This window comes from Rhodanobacter sp. Root480 (genome assembly GCF_001426645.1).
Taxonomy (GTDB): Bacteria; Pseudomonadota; Gammaproteobacteria; order Xanthomonadales; family Rhodanobacteraceae; genus Rhodanobacter; species Rhodanobacter ginsenosidimutans.
In genome coordinates, this window is sequence record NZ_LMEX01000001.1 from 272013 (window position 1) to 292785 (window position 20773).

General features: G+C 65.2%; 17 protein-coding genes. 8 read left to right on the plus strand and 9 right to left on the minus strand.

Features of this window, described 5'->3' with window-relative positions:
- Window positions 1-7: 7 nt before the first annotated feature.
- Both ASD22_RS01340 and ASD22_RS16250 read right to left on the minus strand, forming a co-directional pair.
- Window positions 8-706 carry a nucleotidyl transferase AbiEii/AbiGii toxin family protein gene (locus tag ASD22_RS01340; protein WP_056077903.1) on the minus strand — a complete coding sequence of 233 codons (699 nt, stop codon included), beginning with the start codon at window positions 704-706 and terminating at the stop codon, window positions 8-10.
- Window positions 699-1139 (minus strand): helix-turn-helix domain-containing protein, encoded by a 441-nt coding sequence (locus tag ASD22_RS16250; protein WP_082520086.1) that lies wholly within the window; start codon window positions 1137-1139, stop codon window positions 699-701. The genes ASD22_RS01340 and ASD22_RS16250 overlap by 8 nt, the downstream gene beginning before the upstream one ends.
- Window positions 1140-1291: 152 nt before the next feature.
- Here ASD22_RS16250 and ASD22_RS01350 point away from each other — a divergent pair, with 152 nt between their 5' ends.
- Both ASD22_RS01350 and ASD22_RS01355 read left to right on the plus strand, forming a co-directional pair.
- Window positions 1292-3412 (plus strand): S9 family peptidase, encoded by a 2121-nt coding sequence (locus ASD22_RS01350; RefSeq protein ID WP_056077918.1) that lies wholly within the window; start codon window positions 1292-1294, stop codon window positions 3410-3412.
- Window positions 3413-3788: 376 nt separating this feature from the next.
- A complete protein-coding gene (locus ASD22_RS01355) occupies window positions 3789-4286 on the plus strand; it encodes a transposase (protein WP_235577468.1) in 498 nt (165 codons plus the stop codon).
- 263 nt (window positions 4287-4549) lie between these two features.
- Here the strand turns inward: ASD22_RS01355 and corA are convergent, their stop codons facing one another.
- The 5 genes from corA to ASD22_RS01380 form a co-directional block, all read right to left on the minus strand.
- Window positions 4550-5566 carry a magnesium/cobalt transporter CorA gene (gene corA / locus ASD22_RS01360; protein ID WP_056077921.1) on the minus strand — a complete coding sequence of 339 codons (1017 nt, stop codon included), beginning with the start codon at window positions 5564-5566 and terminating at the stop codon, window positions 4550-4552.
- Window positions 5567-5620: 54 nt separating this feature from the next.
- Window positions 5621-6832: a DUF4105 domain-containing protein gene (locus tag ASD22_RS01365; protein WP_056077925.1), complete on the minus strand. Its 1212-nt coding sequence runs from the start codon at window positions 6830-6832 to the stop codon at window positions 5621-5623.
- Between the two features lie 128 nt (window positions 6833-6960).
- On the minus strand, window positions 6961-7806 hold the full coding sequence (locus ASD22_RS01370) for a transporter associated domain-containing protein (protein WP_056077928.1): 846 nt from the start codon (window positions 7804-7806) through the stop codon (window positions 6961-6963).
- Between the two features lie 134 nt (window positions 7807-7940).
- Window positions 7941-8486 carry an rRNA maturation RNase YbeY gene (gene ybeY / locus ASD22_RS01375; RefSeq protein WP_235577469.1) on the minus strand — a complete coding sequence of 182 codons (546 nt, stop codon included), beginning with the start codon at window positions 8484-8486 and terminating at the stop codon, window positions 7941-7943.
- Entirely contained in the window at window positions 8483-9466 is a 984-nt protein-coding gene (locus ASD22_RS01380; RefSeq protein ID WP_056077931.1) for a PhoH family protein, read from the minus strand. The genes ybeY and ASD22_RS01380 overlap by 4 nt, the downstream gene beginning before the upstream one ends.
- A 113-nt stretch (window positions 9467-9579) precedes the next feature.
- On the opposite strand from ASD22_RS01380, the gene ASD22_RS01385 reads away from it, so the two are divergent.
- Entirely contained in the window at window positions 9580-9975 is a 396-nt protein-coding gene (locus ASD22_RS01385) for a S4 domain-containing protein (protein WP_156458303.1), read from the plus strand.
- Window positions 9976-10155: 180 nt separating this feature from the next.
- Here ASD22_RS01385 and mutS read toward each other — a convergent pair whose 3' ends face one another.
- The gene (gene mutS / locus ASD22_RS01390; protein WP_056077937.1) at window positions 10156-12696 is read right to left on the minus strand and encodes a DNA mismatch repair protein MutS; all 2541 of its coding nucleotides are present in this window, start codon (window positions 12694-12696) and stop codon (window positions 10156-10158) included.
- Between the two features lie 116 nt (window positions 12697-12812).
- Window positions 12813-14618, minus strand: coding sequence for an FAD-binding oxidoreductase (locus ASD22_RS01395; protein ID WP_056077939.1), 1806 nt, complete (start codon window positions 14616-14618; stop codon window positions 12813-12815).
- A 142-nt stretch (window positions 14619-14760) separates the two neighbouring features.
- Here ASD22_RS01395 and ASD22_RS01400 point away from each other — a divergent pair, with 142 nt between their 5' ends.
- The 5 genes from ASD22_RS01400 (at window position 14761) to alaS (ending at window position 20732) form a co-directional block, all read left to right on the plus strand.
- Window positions 14761-15612, plus strand: coding sequence for a LytTR family DNA-binding domain-containing protein (locus ASD22_RS01400; protein ID WP_056077942.1), 852 nt, complete (start codon window positions 14761-14763; stop codon window positions 15610-15612).
- 100 nt (window positions 15613-15712) lie between these two features.
- Window positions 15713-16222 (plus strand): CinA family protein, encoded by a 510-nt coding sequence (locus ASD22_RS01405; protein WP_056077945.1) that lies wholly within the window; start codon window positions 15713-15715, stop codon window positions 16220-16222.
- A 117-nt stretch (window positions 16223-16339) separates the two neighbouring features.
- Complete coding sequence (recA, locus tag ASD22_RS01410) at window positions 16340-17377, plus strand: recombinase RecA (protein WP_056077948.1); 1038 nt, start codon at window positions 16340-16342, stop codon at window positions 17375-17377.
- 148 nt (window positions 17378-17525) lie between these two features.
- Window positions 17526-18026 carry a regulatory protein RecX gene (locus ASD22_RS01415; RefSeq protein WP_235577470.1) on the plus strand — a complete coding sequence of 167 codons (501 nt, stop codon included), beginning with the start codon at window positions 17526-17528 and terminating at the stop codon, window positions 18024-18026.
- A 78-nt stretch (window positions 18027-18104) separates the two neighbouring features.
- Window positions 18105-20732, plus strand: a complete 2628-nt coding sequence (gene alaS, locus ASD22_RS01420) for an alanine--tRNA ligase (RefSeq protein ID WP_056077956.1) — start codon at window positions 18105-18107, stop codon at window positions 20730-20732.
- The last annotated feature ends 41 nt before the right edge of the window (window positions 20733-20773 follow it).

Genomic DNA, 20773 nt, shown 5'->3' on the forward strand with positions numbered 1-20773 from the left:
ACACAGTTCAGCCACCGGTTGGTGGTCGTGGGCGATGTTTGTCGAGCGTCGCGATGATCATGGAGCCCAGTTGCGGCGCCATGCCCATCGTCCGCAAGCATTCATCGCGATACCCGCCGTCGCTCAGCAACTCCAGCCCACGGTCAAAGTAACGGTAGATGGCCTGGCCATAGGCGGCTTCGGCTTTTTTCAGGGCGGCTGCGGGTATGGGCCCCCAGGCCCGGATCATCATGGCCAGATCGATCAGATCGCGGCTCATTTGCGAGCGATCCATGGCGCGGTCGGTGTTGGCCAGCAACTTTTCGGCATACATATCGTCACGATCGAGGCATGGCACACCAAGCTCTGGGTGCAAGGCGCCGCTGATCTCGATGCGTCCTTCCAACACGAATTCGACCTTGATGGGCACCTCGTCCATCTCCAAAAACGCGGATATCTTGTCGCGATGTGTGCGGACCTCGCGGAGATGCTTTACCGGGGAGCGCAGCACGGCGCCCAACGTGGGCGGCGTTATCGCGTTGCGCAACAGCCGATAGCCCTCCCTGTTTGAGCACAGGAAGTCGATGTCTACCGACTCGCGATACTCGCCGAGTTCAAGTGCGACGGCGGTGCCTCCGCCGAAATAGCACTCCGCTCTGGCGAGTAGCTCGCCATCCATGAGATGGAGCAGCTTTGCGATCCTTTGATGGTGCGGGCGCTCAAACATGCAGGACACCGTTTCCGTATTTTTCCACCAGCCGCTGTATGAGCACGCGTTCGCGAGCCGGCATCTCGTCGCTATCGACCAGATCCCAGTGGCGTTCATAAAGAGCAAGTGCGTCGCGTTCGGTAAGGGTCGCCGTACCCGGTCGGTTCCAGGTCAATCGTTCGAGTTGGGGGAATTCGGCAATGCGAATTTCTGCTGGTTTGACCGTTGGGGCCAACCCGAGCGCATCCATGGCGGCGGCGTACGCAGCCAAAGCCACGCCAGGTTTGCCTTGTTCCACCTGAATCAATTTCTGTCGGCCGATGCCGGCACGTCGCGCTGTTTCGGCCTGCGTCAAACCCTGTGCGTGGCGTTCGGCGCGAAGCGTGTCGCCGAGTTGGCGAATAAGTTGAGCAAGCGGCGCTTGGGTTTCCATGTCGCAAATATACGACATTGGGCAATCGATGTCATGAATATGTGACTTCCATCGGCGGGGTCGCCGACGATTCGTTCGCCAAACGTACGATCGAAGCGCCAAAAGCCGCAAACCTTTGCCCGTCGCACGTGCGCCGGTTACCTTGGCGCTTTATTTACCAAGGACTCGCCATGAAACCTCTGATTGCCTGCCTGCTGCTTGCGCTGGCGTCCGCGCCTGCGCTGGCGGCGGATGTCGATGTGGTGGACACCACGTTCGCCAAGGTCCAGGGGGCGCATCCGTTCAACGTGCGTGATCTGGTGATGATGGACCGGGTGAGCGACCCGCAGTTGTCGCCGGACGGTCGTTATGCGGCGTTTGGTGTGCGCAGTACGGATTACGCCGCGAACAAGGGTGTCACCGCGGTGTACGTGCTGGACCTGGGCAAGGGTGGCCAGCCGGTGAAGGTGGTGGAGAAGGGCAGTTCCGCGCGCTGGTCGAATGATGGGCGCAGCCTTTATTTCCTGGCGGCGGCCAAGGGTGTGACGCAGTTGTGGCGGCTGGATCTGGCGGGCGGAAATGGGCTTGATCTTGCCCGGCACGCTGCGCCGGTGCAGGTGAGCCATGGCGTGCTGGATCTGGGTGGCTACAAGTTGTCGCCCGATGGCGGGCGGGCGCTGCTGTCGTATGAGGTGTTCACCGATTGCGCCAACCTGGCGTGCACGCATGAGCGGTTGGCTGCGCGGGAGAAGGACAAGGCCAGCGGCACGCTGTACACCAAGCTCTTTGTGCGGCACTGGGACACCTGGGCCGATGGCCGGCGCAACCAGCTATATGTGGCGCGGTTCGACGGCAAGGGGCAGTTGCCCGCGGAGCCGACCTTGCTCACTCGCGGTATCGATGGCGATGTGCCGAGCAAGCCGTTCGGTGACGACAGCGAATTCACCTTTGCGCCGGATGGCAAGAGCGTGTTTTTCGACGTCCGCATCGCGGGCACCACGGAGCCGTGGTCGACCAATTTCGACGTGTATCGCGTACCGGTGGATGGCTCGGCGGCGCCCACCAACCTCACGGCGGACAACAAGGCGTGGGATGGCTTTCCGGTGGCATCGCCCGACGGCAAGACGCTTTATTACCTCGCGATGAAGAAGCCGGGCGCCGAGGCCGATCGTTTCGCGATCATGGCGCTGGACCTGGCCACGAGTGCAAAGCACGAGGTCGATCCCAAGTGGGATCGCTCGCCTGGTGGCTTGGGCATTTCGGCCGATGGCAAGACGCTTTACGCCACGGCCGATGACGAGGGCCAGCATCCGCTGTTTGCGATCGACACGGCCAGCGGCAAAGTGCGCAAGGTGGTTAGCGATGGCACGGTGGGCGGCTATTCGCTGGCGGCGGGCAAGCTGCTGCTGTCGCGCGACGACCTGAAGCGGCCTGCCGATCTGTACCTGGCGGGCACTAATGGCAGCCACTTGAAGCAAGTCACCCATTTCAACGCAGCGGACCTGAAAAACGCCCAGGTCGGTGACGCCAAGTTCTTCAACTTCAAGGGTGCCGATGGCGCGAATGTGCAGGGTTACGTGGTGAAGCCGGCGAACTACCAGCCCGGTAAAACCTATCCAGTGGCCTTCATCATCCACGGTGGTCCGCAGGGCGCGATGGGCAATGGCTGGAGCTACCGCTGGAACCCGCAGACCTACGCCGGCCAGGGTTTTGCGGTGGTGACGGTGAACTTCCACGGATCCACCGGCTACGGCCAGGCATTCACCGACTCTATTTCCGGTGACTGGGGCGGCAAGCCATTGGAGGATCTGAAACTGGGCTGGAAGGCCGCGTTGGACAAGTACAGCTTCCTCGACGGCGACCGCGCCTGCGCCATGGGCGCCAGCTACGGTGGCTACATGACCTACTGGATTGCGGGCGTCTGGAACGAACCCTGGAAATGCCTGATCGATCACGACGGCGTGTTCGACACCCGCGCCATGTACTACGAAACCGAAGAGTTGTGGTTCGAGGAAATGGAGAACGGCGGCACCCAGTTCGACCACCCCGAAAACTACGAGAAATTCAACCCGATCAACTACGTCAAGGATTGGCGCGTGCCGATGCTGGTCATCCACAGCGCCAAGGATTTCCGCATCCCCCTCACCCAGGGCCTCAGCGCATTCACCGCCCTTCAGCGCCGCGGCATCCCCAGCGAATTCCTCACCTTCCCCGACGAAAACCACTGGGTGCTGAAGCCGCACAACAGCGTGCAATGGCACGACGCGGTGAATGCGTGGTTGAAGAAGTGGACGGCGGAGGGGGCACGCTGAGACCGGCGGCCCAAATTGTAGGAGCGGCTTCAGCCGCGACCCGGCAGCCCCGTCGCGACTGAAGTCGCTCCTACAGCGGGCTTGAGGTCTTTTTGTAGGAGCGGCTTCAGCCGCGACCCCTCGGCCCCGGCGCGACTGAAGTTGTTCCTACAGCGGCTCGAGGCTTTTTGTAGGAGCGGCTTCAGCCGCGACCCCGCAGCCTCCGTCGCGACTGAAGTCGCTCCTACAACGGCTTGAGGTTTTTTGTAGGAGGGGCTGCGGCCGCGGCCGATAGGTTCACCCGTAGCGTTGCGCTTACCCAAGTTTCCTCCGGTAACCACAGGCAGAACCGCTTGGGCCCATTCCCGCGTCATCGGTTTTCCGTCACGTTGACCGGATGATCATGACGTCGGGTCAGGGACACCACAGCTTGCGGATCGGGCGCCGTTCGTTCGCTGGCCAGGTTTATTTGCTCACTACGGTCACCTATCTGCGCAGGCCATATTTTCTTGATGCCGACGTGGCCCGGTTGGTGGCCCGTTCGCTTTCATCTCCGGAGCGTTGGTTTCCCAGCCGTTGCTTGGCTTGGGTATTGATGCCGGACCATTGGCATGGGCTGGTGGAATTTGGGGGCGGCGAAACACTGGCTGTCGCCATGCAGCGAATGAAGGGTGTGACGGCGCGGCTAGCCGGAATACACGATCGACAGGTCAAGCCGCTCTGGGCGAAAGGGTTTCATGATCGCGCTTTGCGCCGCGATGAATCCGTCCGATGCGCGGCTCGCTACATCGTGGCCAATCCGGTGCGCGCAGGGTTGGCTGAAACGGTGATGGATTATCCCTATTGGGATGCGTGCTTCATGGATGGAGAAGGAGCGATCGAGGGGCTCGACTGACCCGTCGTGGCGCCGAAGTTGCCGCTGTAGGAGCGGCTTCAGCCGCGACAGCGCAGCCAGGTCGCGACTGAAGTCGCTCCTACAGCGGGCATGAGATTCTTTGCAGGAGCGGCTTTAGCCGCGACCCCGCAGTCCCGTCGCGACTGAAGTCGCTCCTACATAGGGCATGAGATTCTTTGTAGGAGCGGCTTTAGCCGCGACCTGGTAGTCCTGTCGCGACTGAAGTCGCTCCTACAGAGGGCTGAGGTTCCGTAGGAGCGTCATCACAACCACTTCGCCCGCTTCAACCCCAGGTAGATGCCGCCCACGATGCAGCCCATGACCACGATGATGGCGGGGTAGGCCCAGGGGCGGCTGAGTTCGGGCATGTGGGTGAAGTTCATGCCGTACCAGCTGGTGAGAAGGGTCGGGGCGGCGAGCATGGCGGCCCAGCCGGCGAGTTTTTTCATCACTTCGTTCTGGCCGAAGGTGACCAGCGAGAGGTTGACGTTGATGGCGGCGGTGAGCATCTCGCGCATGGCGCTGATCGACTCGTTGACGCGGAACACGTGGTCGTAGACGTCGCGGAAATAGGCGCGCAGCTTGTCGGGAATCAGGTTGGGGTGCAGCCGCACCAGCTGGCTGATGATGTCCTGCAACGGTGCCACCGCCAGGCGCAGGGTCATCAGGTCGCGTTGCATGTCGTACAGGCGACGCACGGTGGTGCGTTTGAAGGTTTCGGCGAAGATGTCCTGTTCCAGTTGCTGCAGTTCTTCGCGGAAGTCGCGCACGATCGGCAACAGGTTGTCGACGATGAAGTCGAGCACGCTGTAGAGGCCGTAGCTGGGCCCTAGCGCCAGCAGTTCGGGAGTGTGCTCGCAGGTGCGTCGTGCGGGCGCGTACGACATCGATGCGCCGTGCCGCACGGTCACCAGGTAGCGCGGGCCGAGGAAGATATGCGTCTCGCCGAAGGTCAGTTCGCCGCCGGTGAGTTGGGCAGTCTGCACCACCATGAACAGCGAATCGCCGTAGGTTTCGATCTTGGTGCGTTGGTGGGCGTTGTGCGCATCCTCGATGGCCAGGTCGTGCAGGCCGAACTCCTCCTGCATTTTTTCCAGCAGCGTTTCGTCGGGCTCATACAAACCAACCCAGACGAAGGTGTCGGGTTGCACCAGCACGTCGCTGATTTCATCCAGCGTGATCTCGCCGATGCGTTGGCCATCGCGCCGATAGGCGATGCAGTTGACCACTTGCTGGTCGGGCGGCGTGGACGGGGCAACGGGTGGCGGGGCGAGATTCATCGACGCATGATGCCCCGCTGCCCCAAGTGGGGCAATGAAACTTAGGGTGTTGCCCTAGCAGGGGCGACGCAAACGCCAGGCCAGCATCAGCCAGATCGGCAGCGCAAACAGCAGCCAGGGCTGGTTCTGCTGCACTACGCCGGGTAGCAGGTGCAGCACGACCGCGACGATCGTCGCCAGCAGTTGCACCGCGATCACGCCGTCGATGAAACGCGATGGGGTTATGCCACGGCGCGCGCGCCACAGCGAAGGCAGCAACAGCCAGGCCAGCGGATTGAACAGCAGCAGGTTGGCATTGGCCCAGGCCGAGTGATGCGCGGTCAGCGTCCACAACACCAGCAGCACCAGCCCCACGATTCCGGCGGCCAGCGCGTAGAGCATCCCCAGCAGGGTGAATCCGGTGGGCCAGAAGCGTCGCGCCAGCAGCATCAGCAAAGCGATACCCAAGCCCGCCAGCGCCAATGGCCCGCGCAGGTCGGGTGCACTGGCCGGCGGCGTGTCGAGACGGTTCGCCGACACGACGCGGCTGTCCGACACCAGCGGTTGCAGTCCACCCTTGCCATCGTCGATGCGCACGTTTTCGACGGCGCGCTGCAAGACCATCGGTATGAAGCTCTCCTGCCACAGCGTCAGCGGGTGGTCGGCGTACGGCCCCAGGCCCAGGTCGAGCACCAGCATCAGCGCCGGTTGGTTGCTCATAAGGCGCAGCGTTTGCTGGCGGTAGGTCATGCCACCGGGCCGCGCTGCGAGCTGGGCCTTCAGTGCGCCGCCCAGTGCCTGGTCCAGCGCGTTGCGTACCCGCGTGGCGCAATTGTCGACGTAGTAGTCGTAGCCGTAGTGGCTGTTTTCCGGGCGCAGGTTCCACAGCAGGAAATCGCGCAACGCGCCGGCCTGTGCCGTAGTCAGCGCCAGGCGTTGGCGGGTGATCGAGCGGCCGGTCTCGATGTAATAGCTTTCGTCGATGTTGCTGAGCGCCGCGCCCATCATGTAGTTCATGCGGCCGCGGGCGAAGTTCAGGAAGAAATTCTCCTGGTCGAAATCGAACTCGCCGTAATTGAAATTGACCGACTCACCCGAGACCGTGTCGCGCACCTGAAGCGCGTCGTGGCCGAAGCGCTCCCAGTAGGTTTCGCCCGGGCCGTAGGTGATCAGCGCGATCTCCAGATTGGCCGCCGGCGCGTTGGCGACGCTGGCGTGGGTTGGCGAAGCCAGCAGCCATGACATGGCGATGAAGAGCGCGAGGGCGATGTGGCGCAGGGGTGTCATCGCAGGGTTCCGGTTGCGGTAGTTGAGGCGGTACTTGTAGGAGCGACTTCAGTCGCGATGCTTTTCGCTGATCGGGCAAAGAGCATCGCGACTGAAGTCGCTCCTACAGGGGCGGCATCCGCAAGGATCTACTCGGCCTGGCGGGTGACGCGGAATTGCTGCACGCGGCGGTCGTCGGCCTGGGTGACGTGGAACAGGTAATCGTCGATGGCCACTTCCTCGTCCACTTCCGGCAGGTGGCCGAACTCGGAGGTGACCAGGCCGCCCACGGTGTCGTATTCCTCGTCGGAAAACGCGGCGCCGGTCTCTTCGTTGAAGTCCTCGATCGGGGTCAGCGCGCTGACCAGCCAATCGCCGCCGGGCTGGGCGTACATGAGGACGGGTTCTTCCTCGTCGTCGTGTTCGTCGTCGATCTCGCCCACGATCTGTTCCAGCACATCCTCGATGGTGATCAGCCCGGCCACGCCGCCGTACTCGTTCACCACCAGCGCCATGTGGTTGCGCGACAGGCGGAACTCGGCCAGCAGCACGTTCAACCGCATGGATTCGGGAATCAGCACGGCCGGGCGCAGGATGGCGCGGATATCGAAGTCGGCACCGTTGCCGAAAAACTTCAGCAGATCCTTGGCCAGCAGGATGCCCAGGATTTCGTCCTTGTCCTCGCCATGCACGGGGAAGCGGGAATGGCCCGATTCGACCACGGCGGCAAGGATGTCGGGAAGGGTGGACTCGGCGGCGATCATCACGATCTGCGCGCGCGGCACCATCACATCGTCCACGCTCAGTTCGGTGACCTTGATCGCACCCTCGACCATGGTGAGGGTGTCAGCGGACAACAGTCCGTTGGTCTGGGCGGCGCGCAGTTCGTCGAGCAGTTCGTCGCGGTTGCGGGCTTCGCCAGCAAAAAGATGGCCCAGTCGATCCCACCAGGTACGGTGGGCCGGGCCGCTGGTACTACCAGGGTCGTCGTTCATTACTCGTTTGAATTCAGCCCGAAAACGGGCGGAAGGCCGATTCTAGCGGAAAAATTTTGACGGTTCAGTGGCATGGGCAAGGGTTTGGGCTTCGGTGGCCGCGTGGCGCTCCCGATCGCGCTCAGGATGCGCTCCTACACGGGAGTGTACGGATCGGGGATGTCCAGGCCAGCCAGGATGCGGGTTTCCAGCGCTTCCATGGCTTCGGCCTGCGCCTCCTCGATGTGATCGTGGCCCAGCAGGTGCAGCACGCCATGCACGGTGAGATGCGCCCAATGGTTGCGCAGTGGCTTGCCCTGTTCGGCCGCTTCGCGGGCCACCACGGGCGCGCAGATCGCCAGGTCGCCGATCAGCGGCAGCGCCACGCCGGGCGGCAGTTCGGCGGGAAACGACAGCACGTTGGTGGCGTAATCCTTGCCCCGGTAATCGCGGTTCAGTGCGCGGCCTTCGTCGGTGTCGACGATGCGGATCGCCAGCTCGGTGGATTTGCGCCGCCGTGCGCCGCGCAGCGCGGCCTCGACCCAGAGGCGGAAGCTGGCCGCTGCCGGTACGCCGGCGCGGGGTACGGCGTAGCCGACATGGAGGTGTACGTTTTCTTGTGGGGGCGATTTCGGTCGCGACGCTTCCTTCTTCGGGCCGGTCGCGACTGAAGTCGCTCCTACAGGGGTGTGGTGGCTCATTCGGCGTCCCCGTCTTTCTGCTCGAACGCCTCGTACGCGCGCACGATTTTCGCCACCAGCGGATGGCGCACCACATCACGCGAGGTGAAGAAGGTGAAGCTGATGCCGTTGACGTCGCGCAGCACTTCCACGGCCTGGCGCAGGCCGGATTTGGTCTGCCGCGGCAGATCCACCTGGGTGACGTCACCGGTGATCACAGCCACCGTGCCGAAGCCGATGCGGGTGAGGAACATCTTCATTTGCTCGACGGTGGTGTTCTGCGCCTCGTCCAGGATCACGTAGGAATCGTTGAGGGTGCGCCCGCGCATATAGGCCAGCGGGGCGATCTCGATCACGTTGCGTTCGATCAGCTTGGCCACCCGCTCGAAACCCAGCATCTCGTAAAGCGCGTCGTACAGCGGGCGCAGGTAGGGATCGACTTTTTGCGACAGGTCGCCGGGCAGGAAGCCCAGCTTTTCGCCGGCCTCGACGGCCGGACGCACCAGCAGCAGGCGCTGCACCCGATTCGCCTCCAGTGCCTCGACCGCGCTGGCCACCGCCAGGTAGGTCTTGCCGGTGCCGGCCGGGCCCACGCCGAAATTGATGTCGTGGGTGGCGATGGCGTGCAGGTAGCGCTCCTGGTTGGCGCCGCGGCCCTTGATCAGGCCACGCTTCACCTTGATCAGCACTTCGGGCGTGTTCTCGGCGGCATCCGCCGTGATCGCGTCGACACCGGATTCGGCCAGGTGCAGGTTGATGCGGGCGCCGGTCAGCGATTCGTCCTCAGTGCTGGCGTACAGCGCGCGTAACACTTTCTCGGCCGCGCGCGTGGCCACGTCCTCGCCGATCACCTGAAAGATGCTGCCGCGATGGTTGATCTCCACGCCCAGGCGCAACTCGATCTGCCGCAGGTGTTCGTCGAACGGACCGGACAGATTCGCCAGGCGGGCGTTGTCTTCGGGATCGAGGGTGAAATCGCGCTGGTTGAGGCCGTTGGTCATGGTCGGGCGATGCGGAGCCGCAGAAAAAGGACCGTCAGGATAACTGATGCGCGTGGCGGCACTGTCGAGAAGTGGCGGTTGCGGCGGGCGCAGAACACTCCAAAATGGCAGGCATGAACAAGCCGCAGACCCCGATCCCCGAAGTGCGCGTCGACGTGTGGCTGTGGGCCGCGCGTTTCTTCAAGACCCGCAGCCTGGCCAAGCAGGCCATCGATGGCGGCAAGATTCAGGTCAACGGTGGCAGCTGCAAACCGGCCAAGGTGCTGCATGCGGGCGACCGGTTGAACATCAGCCGCGGCGAAGAAAAGCTGGAGGTGGATGTGCTGGCGCTGGCCGACAAGCGCGGGCCGGCAGCGGTGGCGCAAGGTTTGTATGGCGAGACGGCAGCCAGCATGGCGCTGCGTGAGGCGGCGCGGGAGCAGCGGCGGCTGGTGGGGGCGAGCGGGCCGGTGAAGCGGCCGGACAAGCATGCGCGGCGGGAGTTGATGCGGATGAAGGATGGGCGCTGAGGTGGCGCAAAAAAGCGGGCCATCTTCCGCCCTTCGGGCACCTTCTCCCGCAAGCGGGAGAAGGGATTTGGTTGCGCTGATTCGGGGCGCGCGCCCCACGACCTCAAGAAACTTCACCGCTCCCTTCTCCCGCTCCGCGGGAGAAGGTGCCCGACAGGGCGGATGAGGGCGCCTTTCAGCTCACCCCAACGCCTTCAGCCGATACAACGCCTCCAGCGCCTCACGCGGCGTCATGGCATCCGGATCGATATCCTCCAGCGCCCGCTCCACGGCGGATGGTTGCGTCGATGCAAACAACCCCAACTGTGGCGATGTTTCCGGTGACGACACTGGCGCACCAGCATGCTGATGCATGCCCTTCTCCAGCTCCGCCAACGTGCGCCGCGCATCGGCAATCACCGATTTCGGCAGGCCGGCCAGCGCCGCCACTTGCAGCCCGAAACTGCGATTGGCTGGGCCTTCCTTGACCGCGTGCATGAATACCAGTTGTTCGCCGTATTCGACGGCGTCTAGATGCACGTTGGCGATGCCGGTGTACGTGGTGGCCAGTTCGGTCAGCTCGAAATAATGGGTGGCGAACAGCGTGTACGCACGGCTGTGCTGGCCCAGGTGCACGGCGGCGGCGCGGGCCAGCGAGAGGCCGTCGTAGGTGCTGGTGCCGCGGCCGACTTCGTCCATCAGCACCAGGCTGTTCTCGGTGGCGTTGTGCAGGATGTTGGCGGTTTCGCTCATTTCCACCATGAAGGTGGACTGGCCGCGGGAGAGGTCGTCGCCGGCGCCGATGCGGGTGAAGATGCGGTCGATCGGGCCGATCACCGCGCGCGTCGCGGGCACGTAGCTGCCGATGTGGGCCAGCAGCACGATCAGCGCGTTCTGCCGCATATACGTGCTTTTACCGCCCATGTTGGGGCCGGTGATCACCAGCATGCGGCGGTGGTCGTCCAGCACCAGGTCGTTCGGTTCGAACGGTTCGTCGCGCACTTTCTCAACGACGGGATGGCGGCCGCGTTCGATCGTGATGCCGGGGTCGTCGGTGAGTCGCGGCGCGCTCCAGTCCAGCGCCTCGGCACGCTCGGCCAGCGTGGCCAGCACATCGAGCTCCGCGATCGCGGCGGCAGCGGATTTCAGCGGTTCCAGCGTTTCGGTGAGGGTGTCGAGCAGCGCTTCGTATAGCGCGCGTTCGCGCATCAGCGAGCGCTCTTTCGCCGAGAGCACCTTGTCCTCGAAGTTCTTCAGCTCCTCGGTGATGTAGCGTTCGGCGTTCTTGGTGGTCTGCCGCCGCGTGTAGTACGTGGGCGCCTTGTCGGACTGGGCCTTGCTGATCTCGATGTAATAGCCGTGCACGCGGTTGTAGCCGACCTTCAGCGTGGTGATGCCGCTGGCGGCTTTCTCGCGTTCCTCCAGCTCCACCAGGTACTGGTCGGCGTGGGTGGACAGCCGCCGCAGTTCGTCGAGTTCGGCGTCGTAGCCGTCGGCGATGATGCCGCCGTCGCGTTGCAGTACGGGTGGCTGCGGCACGATGGCGCGGGCCAGAAGGTCGGCGGTTTGCGCGTGGTCGCCGATGCGTTCGACCAGGTCGCGCAGCAGCGGGCTGTCCATCGCGGCGATCTGTTCGCGCAACTGCGGCGCGGTGGCCAGGCCATCGCGCAGGGTGGACAGGTCGCGCGGGCGCGCCGAGCGCAGCGCCACGCGGGCCAGGATGCGTTCCAGGTCGCCGATGCCGCGCAACTGTTCGCGCAGCGGTTCATGGCGGCGGCCGTCGATCAAGGTGCCGATGGCCTGGTGGCGGCGGCGCAGCACTTCGCGCGAGCGCAGCGGGCGGGTCAGCCAGCGGCGCAGCGCGCGGGCGCCCATCGGTGTGACGCTTTCGTCGAGCACGCCCAGCAAGGTGTGTTCGGTGCGGCCGCTGGGGTGGGTGTCCAACTCCAGGTTGCGTCGCGTGGCGGCGTCCAGCGCGATGGTTTCGCTGGCCGCTTCCACCGCCATGCCGGTGAGATGCGGCAGCGCGCTTTTCTGGGTTTCCTCGATATAGCCGAGCAGGCAGCCTGCGGCGGCCAAGCCCAATGGCAGGCCGTCGACGCCGAAGCCGCCAAGGCTGCTGGTGCGGAAGAAACGGTTCAGTTCGCGCCGCGCCGCATCCACGTCGAAATGCCACGGCGGACGCTTGCGCAGGCCGGGCAGGGCGCTGACCATGCGCGGCCAGGCCACGTCCTCACACACCAGCGTCTCGGCCGGCTGCAGTCGTGCCAGTTCGGCCGCCAGTGCCTCGGCGGTGGGCACTTCGCTGAGCAGGAAACGGCCGCTGGAAAGGTCCACCCAGGCCAGGCCGTAGGCATGGTTGTGGCCGGCGTGGATGGCCAGCAGCAGGTTGTCGCGCCGGTCCTCCAGCAGTGCCGCGTCGGTCACCGTGCCGGGCGTGATGATGCGCACCACCTTGCGCTCGACGATGCCCTTGGCCTGCGCCGGGTCGCCGATCTGCTCGCAGATCGCCACCGACTCGCCCAGCCGCACCAGCCGCGCCAGGTAATTCTCTGCCGCGTGATACGGCACGCCGGCCATCGGGATCGGCGCGCCGGCGGATTGCCCGCGCTGGGTCAGGGTGATGTCCAGCAGCCGCGCCGCCTTGCGGGCGTCGTCGTAGAACAGCTCGTAGAAATCGCCCATGCGGAAAAACAGCAGCACGTCCGGGTGCTCGGCCTTGGCCGCGAGGTATTGCCGCATGAAGGGTGTGTGTTCTTTCAAGAGCGCGTTCTTTGGGCAGTGGCGGTCGACATTGGGGGTGCCATCGTAGCCGCTCTGGCCGCCCGTTGTTTCGTCCCGCCGTGGCTTCTTACCTACTAGCTGCGCGTGTTGGGCACGAAGCCGTCGGCGCTCCACGCCTCGCTGCCCACGCCGTGGTGCACCACGAACAGGCCATCGGGATCATGGCGCCGCTTGGCGCGCGCCAGCCGCGGGTAGTTCGCGCCCCAGAAACCCTGCTGCCAGTCGCGCAGGAAATAGTCGCTTTCGGAGACGTAGGAGCCGGCGCCGGGCGCCACCTTGCGCAAGGCGGCCATCGCCTGATCCACGCCGCTGGCGTCGCGCCGGGCCCTGGCCAGATCGGGCGGCGTGCGGTGCAGGCCGGGGAAGGCGGGATCGCCACTGCTGCCGATGATCGCCAGCGCAAACGCGCCCAGCACGTCCGGGTGCGTGGCCGTGTCGTGGGCTCGCTTGATCGCATCGGGCGCGCCGCCGGCCAGACCCTTGTTGAAGTGAAGCCCCACGTTCCATGCCTGCGAGGCGTCGAACAGGGCGTCGACCAGCTTCGTGTTGGTTTCAAGCAGCGTGGCGGGCAGCCAGGCTGACTGATAGGCGTGGATGAACCAGCCGACCTGGCCTTGGTCGCCGGCCCACAGCACGTGGTTGCGCGGCGCGTCGGCGCGGTCGTCCGCCACCATTACTCCGGGTGCGTGCTGGCGGAAAAATTCGGCGTCCCAGAAATGCCGCGCCGGCACGGCCAGCACCTTCAGCGGTTCGACGGCGGTGTACTCCGGGCGCGCCGCCACCCACGCCATGAACGGCGCCCAGCAGGTTTCCGCCTCGGCCCTGGTCAGGCCCTGGAACACCATGGAGATGGCCAGCGTGTCGCCGTCACTCAGCGTCATCTGCTCGCCCCAGTGCGGGTTGAACAGCGCCTCGCGGTAGAAGCGCATTGCCTCGGCAATCAAGGCGCGGAAGGCGGCGGGCGAGGATGCCTTGATGCGACCGAACGCGCCGCCGAAGAACTCGGGCAACTCGAACGTGCGCAGCGTCAGCCGCGTCACCACGCCCAGGCTGCCGCCGCCACCGCCCTTGATGGCCCAGAACAGGTCAGGGTCCCGGTTTTCATTGACCACGCGGACCCGGCCGTCGGCCGTGACCACTTCGACCTCCAGCAGGTTGCTCGCGGCCGTGCCCCAACGCTTGGAAAAACTGCCGAAGCCCCCGCTCTGCACCAGCCCGGCCACACCCACCGTGGTGCAGCCGCCGCCTTGCACGTAGCGGCCGCCGCGCGTGGTCACCTCGGTGTACGCATCGATCCACATGGCGCCGGCGCCCACGCTCACCGCCGGTTGGGGCGCCACGGCGCAGTCGCGCGGAACGAAGCCGTCGTGCATCTGCACCTGGTTCATGTGCCGCGTCCATACCAGCAGCGAGTCGGGAGCGTCGGAGGTGCCTTGATAGCTGTGGCCGCCGCCTTTCACCACCAGCCGCAGCCGGTGCTCGCGGGCGAAATCGACGGCTGCGGCGACGTCGGCTGCCGTCTCGGCAGCCACCGCGTAGACGCTGGGTCGGGAGATCCACGCGTCGGCCCAGCCGCTGGTCTGGGTCAGGGCCGGCTGGTCGCCGAGGTAGAACGGATTCTTCAGGTGTTTCACTGCCTCGGCCCTGACGGCCGCCGGCGCTTCGGGATCGAATGGCGACTGCAGTTTCTGCAGGCGACCTCCGGTTTTGCGCCGCAGTTCGTCCCAACGTGCCTCGCTGGGCCAGCCCGGTTCGCCGGGGCGAACCTTGCGCTGCAGGAGCGGCACGAACTCGGGGGCGCTGGCCAACAGGCGCTGGGCTGGCAACAGCGAAAGGAGCGGGGCGGCCAGGGCGGCCTTGAGCAGGTCACGGCGATGCATGGGAATGTCCGGCGCGGGAGAAGTGGGGCCATGGTGCGCCAGCGAAAGCGCGCCATCGCTGGCAAAGTGACCAATCGATCCGTCCCGGTGACGGATCGCGGGCGGCGGGGACGGTGCGTGATGCTTTGCGTAGAATCCGAGCATGAACCAGCAGCCGCATTTCGATTTCCGCGACTTCCAGCGCTGGCGGCGGCCCATCGAAGTCGGCTTCTGGGTGACGCTGGTCGTCCTCAATACGGTGTTCAACGGTCTGGTCGCGCGCATCGACCATGCCCGCGCGGCCGCATGGGAGCCGTGGGTGTCGGAATGCAGCAGCGGCCTGCTCATCCTGGCGCTGATCCCGCTGGTGGTGGCGCTGGAACGCCGCTGGCCCGTCCGCTTCGACACCTGGCGGCGCAGCCTGCCGCTGCATTTACTGGCCACCATCCCGTTCAGCGTGGTGCATGTGGCCGGTATGGTGGCGCTGCGCAAGCTGGCTTACGCACTGGCCGACGCCCAATACCGCTTCGGCGCGCAATGGGGCTACGAGTACCTGAAGGACATCCGCACCTATTTCCTGATCATCGCGCTGATCTGCCTGTCGCGGTTGTGGCTCATGCGCTGGCAGGGCGAGGCGCGACTGCTGGTCGAGCCGGATGAGGGCCAGGCGGCGGAGCCGGTCGATCGGCCCGATCGCTTCCTGGTGCGCAAGCTGGGCCGGGAATTCCTGTTGAACGCCAGCGAGGTGGAGTGGCTGCAGGCGTCGGGCAATTACGTGAACCTGCATGTGCGCGGCCGCGACTATCCGTTGCGCACGACCATGGCGGCGATCAGCGAGCGGCTGCACCCCGAACGCTTTGCGCGGGTGCACCGCAGCTATTTCGTCAACCTGGATTACCTCGTGCAGATCGAGCCGCTGGACACCGGCGACGCCCGCCTGACACTGCGCGACGGCACCACGATCCCCTGCAGTCGCCGCTATCGCGCCAGCTTGCGCGAGCGTTTCGGCGGTTGATGGTGCGGCACCGGACGGGACGGGGCTTGGCGTGATCGCCTTGAGCGGGTAGAACAGCGTGCTTATGCGCGGCACCGCGCATTCCCGTACGGAGAGTTGCATGGAATCGTCGTCCATTCCCACCGACGCCCAATTGATGACATTGGCCGCCGAGGTGGCCACCGAGGTGCTGCAGCACCGGCTGATGCTGGTAACGGCGGAGTCCTGCACCGGCGGTTGGGTCGCCAAGACGCTGACCGACCTGGAGGGCAGCTCGGCCTGGTTCCATGCCGGCGTGGTCACCTACAGCTACGAGGCGAAGGAGGCTTTGCTGGGCGTCAATCCGCACACGCTGGAACAGACCGGCGCGGTCAGCGAGGAGACGGTGCTGGAGATGGTTTCTGGCGCGTTGGCGCGTCTGGGCGCGGGCGTTGCGGTGGCGGTGACCGGTATCGCCGGACCGTCAGGCGGCACCGCGGACAAGCCCGTCGGCACCGTCTGGATCGGCTGGAAACGCCGCGGCGGCTACGCGCATGCGCAGCTTTTCCAGTTTTCCGGCAACCGCGAGGCGGTGCGACGGCAAACCGTGGCGGCGGCGCTCAAGGGCTTGCGCAAAACGCTGACGGAATAGGGCGACGTGGCCCGCAAGGCCGGCTTGACCGGTGTGGGATAATCAACCCTTATCGCAGCCCGTGAGACACCGCCCGGGCATCATGCTTCCATTCACAGCCCAACCGGAATACCTACGATGGATGACAACAAGCGCAAGGCGCTCACCTCCGCCCTCGGCCAGATCGAAAAGCAGTTCGGCAAGGGCGCCATCATGCGCATGGGCGACCGCGTCAACGAGGCCATCGAGACGGTGTCCACCGGGTCGCTGGGCCTCGATATCGCCCTCGGTGTCGGCGGTTTGCCCCGTGGGCGGGTGGTCGAGATCTACGGTCCGGAATCGTCCGGCAAAACCACCATGACGCTGCAGGCGATCGCCAGCTGCCAGCGCGCCGGTGGTACCGCCGCGTTCATCGACGCCGAGCACGCGCTCGATCCCACCTACGCCGAAAAGCTGGGCGTCAACGTGGCCGACCTGCTGATCAGCCAGCCCGACACCGGCGAGCAGGCGCTGGAAATCGCCGACATGCTGGTGCGCTCGGGCGCGGTGGACATGGTGGTGGTCGACTCCGTCGCCGCGCTGACCCCGAAGGCGGAAATCGAAGGCGAGATGGGCGACTCCCACGTCGGCCTGCACGCCCGCCTGATGAGCCAGGCGCTGCGCAAGCTCACCGCCAACATCAAGAAATCCGGCACGCTGGTTATCTTCATCAACCAGATCCGCATGAAGATCGGCGTGATGTTCGGCAGCCCGGAAACCACCACCGGCGGCAACGCGCTGAAGTTCTACGCCTCGGTGCGGCTGGACATCCGCCGCATCGGCGCGGTCAAGCGCGGCGACGAGATCATCGGCTCGGAAACCCGCGTCAAGGTGGTCAAGAACAAGGTGGCGCCGCCGTTCCGCCAGTGCGAGTTCGAGATCCTCTACGGCGAAGGTACCTCGCGCGAAGGCGAGATCATCGAGCTGGGCGTGGCGCAGAACCTGATTGAGAAATCCGGCGCCTGGTACAGCTACAACGGCGACCGCATCGGCCAGGGCAAGGAGAACGTGCGCCAGTACATGCGCGAACACCCGGACATGACCAACGAGATCGACCGCCTGCTGCGCGAGCGCCTGCTGGTGCCGGTCGGCAAGCCCGCCGCGGCTGCCGCCGAAGAGGCCCTCGAGGAAGCGTGATCCCCGTTCGGCAGCGATACGTTGCAGCACATGGCCCGGCTCGTCCGGGCCATGTGCGTTTGGTGGCTGGCAAGCCTCTTGCGACGCCGTTGCACTACGCTCGGGGCGAACGGTTGGCGCGATCCAGCCCCATCGGATGTGCACGCACATGAAACGCCGTCCCGGCCCGGATGATCCCGCCAAGCCCAAACGCAGCGCCTACGACAAGGCGCTGGGCCTGCTGGCGCGCCGCGAACATTCGCGCAAGGAGCTGAAAACCAAGTTGCGCCAGGGCGGCTATGAAGGCGAGGAGACCACCGACGCGATCGATCGTCTGGGCGAGCAGCACTATCAGGACGACGACCGTTTCGCCGAAGTGTTGTTGCGCAGCCGTATCAGCCAGGGTTACGGCCCGATGCGCCTGCGGGTGGAGCTGAAAAGCCACGGCCTGGCCGACGCCCGCATTCGCGAATTGATGGACGAAGCCGAGGTCGACTGGGACACTTCCGCCGCCGCGCAACTGCGCCGCCGCTATGGCTGCGCGGGCACATCCGACCCCGCCGAACGCAACCGCCGGGCGCAATTCCTCTTGCGCCGCGGCTTTGCCGCCGCCACAGTACGACGTGTTACCCACGCCGATGTGGACGAAGCCGCCGACGATATTTCCTGAAACCCCCGCGGGATCATGGAGAAAACCGCCGGGGCGCGTCACGGTGTGGCCTTTTGTCGTCCGCCATTCCTGATCCGCATGAAAACCTCCGAAATCCGCTCCACCTTCCTCGATTATTTCCGCGCCAAGGGCCACACCATCGTGCCGTCCAGCTCGCTGGTGCCTTCCAGCGACCCCACGCTGCTGTTCACCAACTCCGGCATGGTGCAGTTCAAGAACGTGTTCCTGGGCAGCGAAAAGCCGGGATACGTCCGCGCCGCCGATGTGCAGCGTTGCCTGCGCGCGGGCGGCAAGCACAACGATCTCGATGCGGTGGGCTACACCGCCCGCCACCACACGTTTTTCGAGATGCTGGGCAACTGGTCGTTCGGCGATTACTTCAAGCGCGATGCGATCGTGTTTGCATGGGAGTTGTTGACCGGAGTGTTCAAGCTGCCGGCGGACAAGTTGTGGGTCACCGTGTACCAGACCGACGACGAGGCGTTCGACATCTGGAACAAGGAAATCGGCGTGCCGGCCGAGCGCATCGTGCGCATCGGCGACAACAAGGGCGCGCCGTATGCGTCCGACAATTTCTGGCAGATGGCCGACACCGGCCCCTGCGGACCGTGCACAGAGATCTTCTACGACCACGGCGCCGACATCGCCGGCGGTCCGCCGGGTTCGCCAGACGAGGATGGCGACCGCTACATTGAGATCTGGAACCTGGTGTTCATGCAGTTCGATCGCGCGCCCGATGGCACGCTGAGCCCGCTGCCGGCACCGTGCGTGGATACCGGCATGGGCCTGGAGCGCCTCGCCGCCGTGTTGCAGCACGTGCATTCGAATTACGAGATCGACCTGTTCGCCAACCTTATCCGCGCGGCGGGCGAGTTCACCGGCACGGCGGATCTGGCCAATAAGTCGCTGCGCGTGATTGCCGACCACATCCGCGCCTGCTCCTTCCTGATCGTCGATGGTGTGCTGCCGTCCAACGAAGGCCGCGGCTACGTCCTGCGTCGCATCATCCGCCGCGCCCTGCGCCATGGCTGGATGCTGGGCGTGCGCGGCGACTTCTTCTGGAAGATGGTCGCGCCGCTGGTCGCCGAAATGGGTGTGGCGTATCCGGAGCTTGCCGCAAAACAGGCGTTCGTTGAGGACGCCCTGCGCACCGAGGAGCATCGCTTCGGCGAGACCCTGGAGCACGGCATGCGCGTGTTCGATGAGGTGGCGCAGAAATCCACCCGCACGATCGCCGGCGACGATGCGTTCCGGCTGTACGACACCTACGGTTTCCCGGTCGATCTCACCGCCGACATCGCGCGCGAGCGCGGCCTCGATGTGGACATGGATGGCTTCGAGCAGGCCATGGACGCACAGCGCCAGCGCGCTCGCGCCGCCGGCCGCTTCGAAGCGAGGGGACAGATGCCGGCGGAACTGGCCAGCCAGCTGAAACCCACCGTGTTCCTGGGTTACGAGGCGTTGCACAGCGAAGGCAGCAAGCTGCTCGGCATCGTTCGCGATGGTCGCCAGGTGGACCAGCTGGACGAAGGCGAGGAGGCGCTGCTGATTCTCGACCGCACGCCGTTCTACGCCGAGTCCGGCGGCCAGGTGGGCGACCAGGGCGAACTGATCCACGCCCACGGCCGTTTCGACGTCGACGATACCTTGAAGATGGGCGGCGTGTTCTTCGGTCACGCCGGCCGCTGGCATGGCGCGCAGCCATTGCGCACCGGCGATCTGCTGGCGCCGCGCGTGGATGCCACGCGCCGGCAGGCGATCGTGCTCAATCATTCGGCCACCCATTTGCTGCATGCGGCGTTGCGTCAGGTGCTGGGTGATCACGTGGCGCAGAAGGGGTCGCTGGTGGCACCGGAGCGGCTGCGTTTCGACTTCTCCCATTTCAAGCCGATGAGCGCGGAGGAGTTGCAGCGGGTCGAGGCGATGGTCAATGCCGAAGTGCGCCGCAACGCCACCGCGGAAATCCACAACATGGGCTACGACGAAGCGATCGAATTCGGCGCGATGGCCTTGTTCGGCGAGAAGTACGGCGACGAAGTGCGCGTGCTGAAGATGGGCGATTTCTCCACCGAACTGTGTGGTGGCACCCACGTGGGCCGCACCGGCGACATCGGCCTGTTCAAGATCACCAGCGAAGCGGGCGTGGCCTCCGGCGTGCGACGTATCGAAGCTGTGACCGGTGCGGGCGCGCTGGCTTGGGTGGCGGACGAAGAGCGCCGTCTGGCCGAGTTCGCGCATCTGCTTTCCAGCAGTGGTGACGACGCGGTCGAAAAGCTGCGCCAGTTGTTCGATCGCCAGAAAAAACTCGAGCGTGAGCTGGACGCGCTGCGCAGCAAGGCCGCCGGTTCCGCTACCGCGGACCTGGCCGGCAGTGCCGTTGATATCGACGGCATCAAGGTGGTGGCGGCGCGGCTGGAAGGGCTGGATGCCAAGTCGTTGCGCGACAGCGTCGACCAGCTCAAGCAGCAGCTCGGTGATTGCGTTGTTCTGCTGGCTGGCGCCTCCGACGGCCGGGTGTCGTTGATCGCGGGCGTGCACGGCAAGGCGTTGCAGCGGATCAAGGCGGGCAACGTCGTTGGCCACGTCGCGGCACAGATCGATGGCAAGGGTGGCGGGCGTGCCGACATGGCGCAGGGTGGCGGTTCTGATGCGCCCGGGTTGCCTGCCTTGCTGGCGGCTTTGCCGCAATGGGTGTCGGCCCAATAAGCCAGCATGAACGCGAGCTTGCCTATGCCATTAGTTACTGT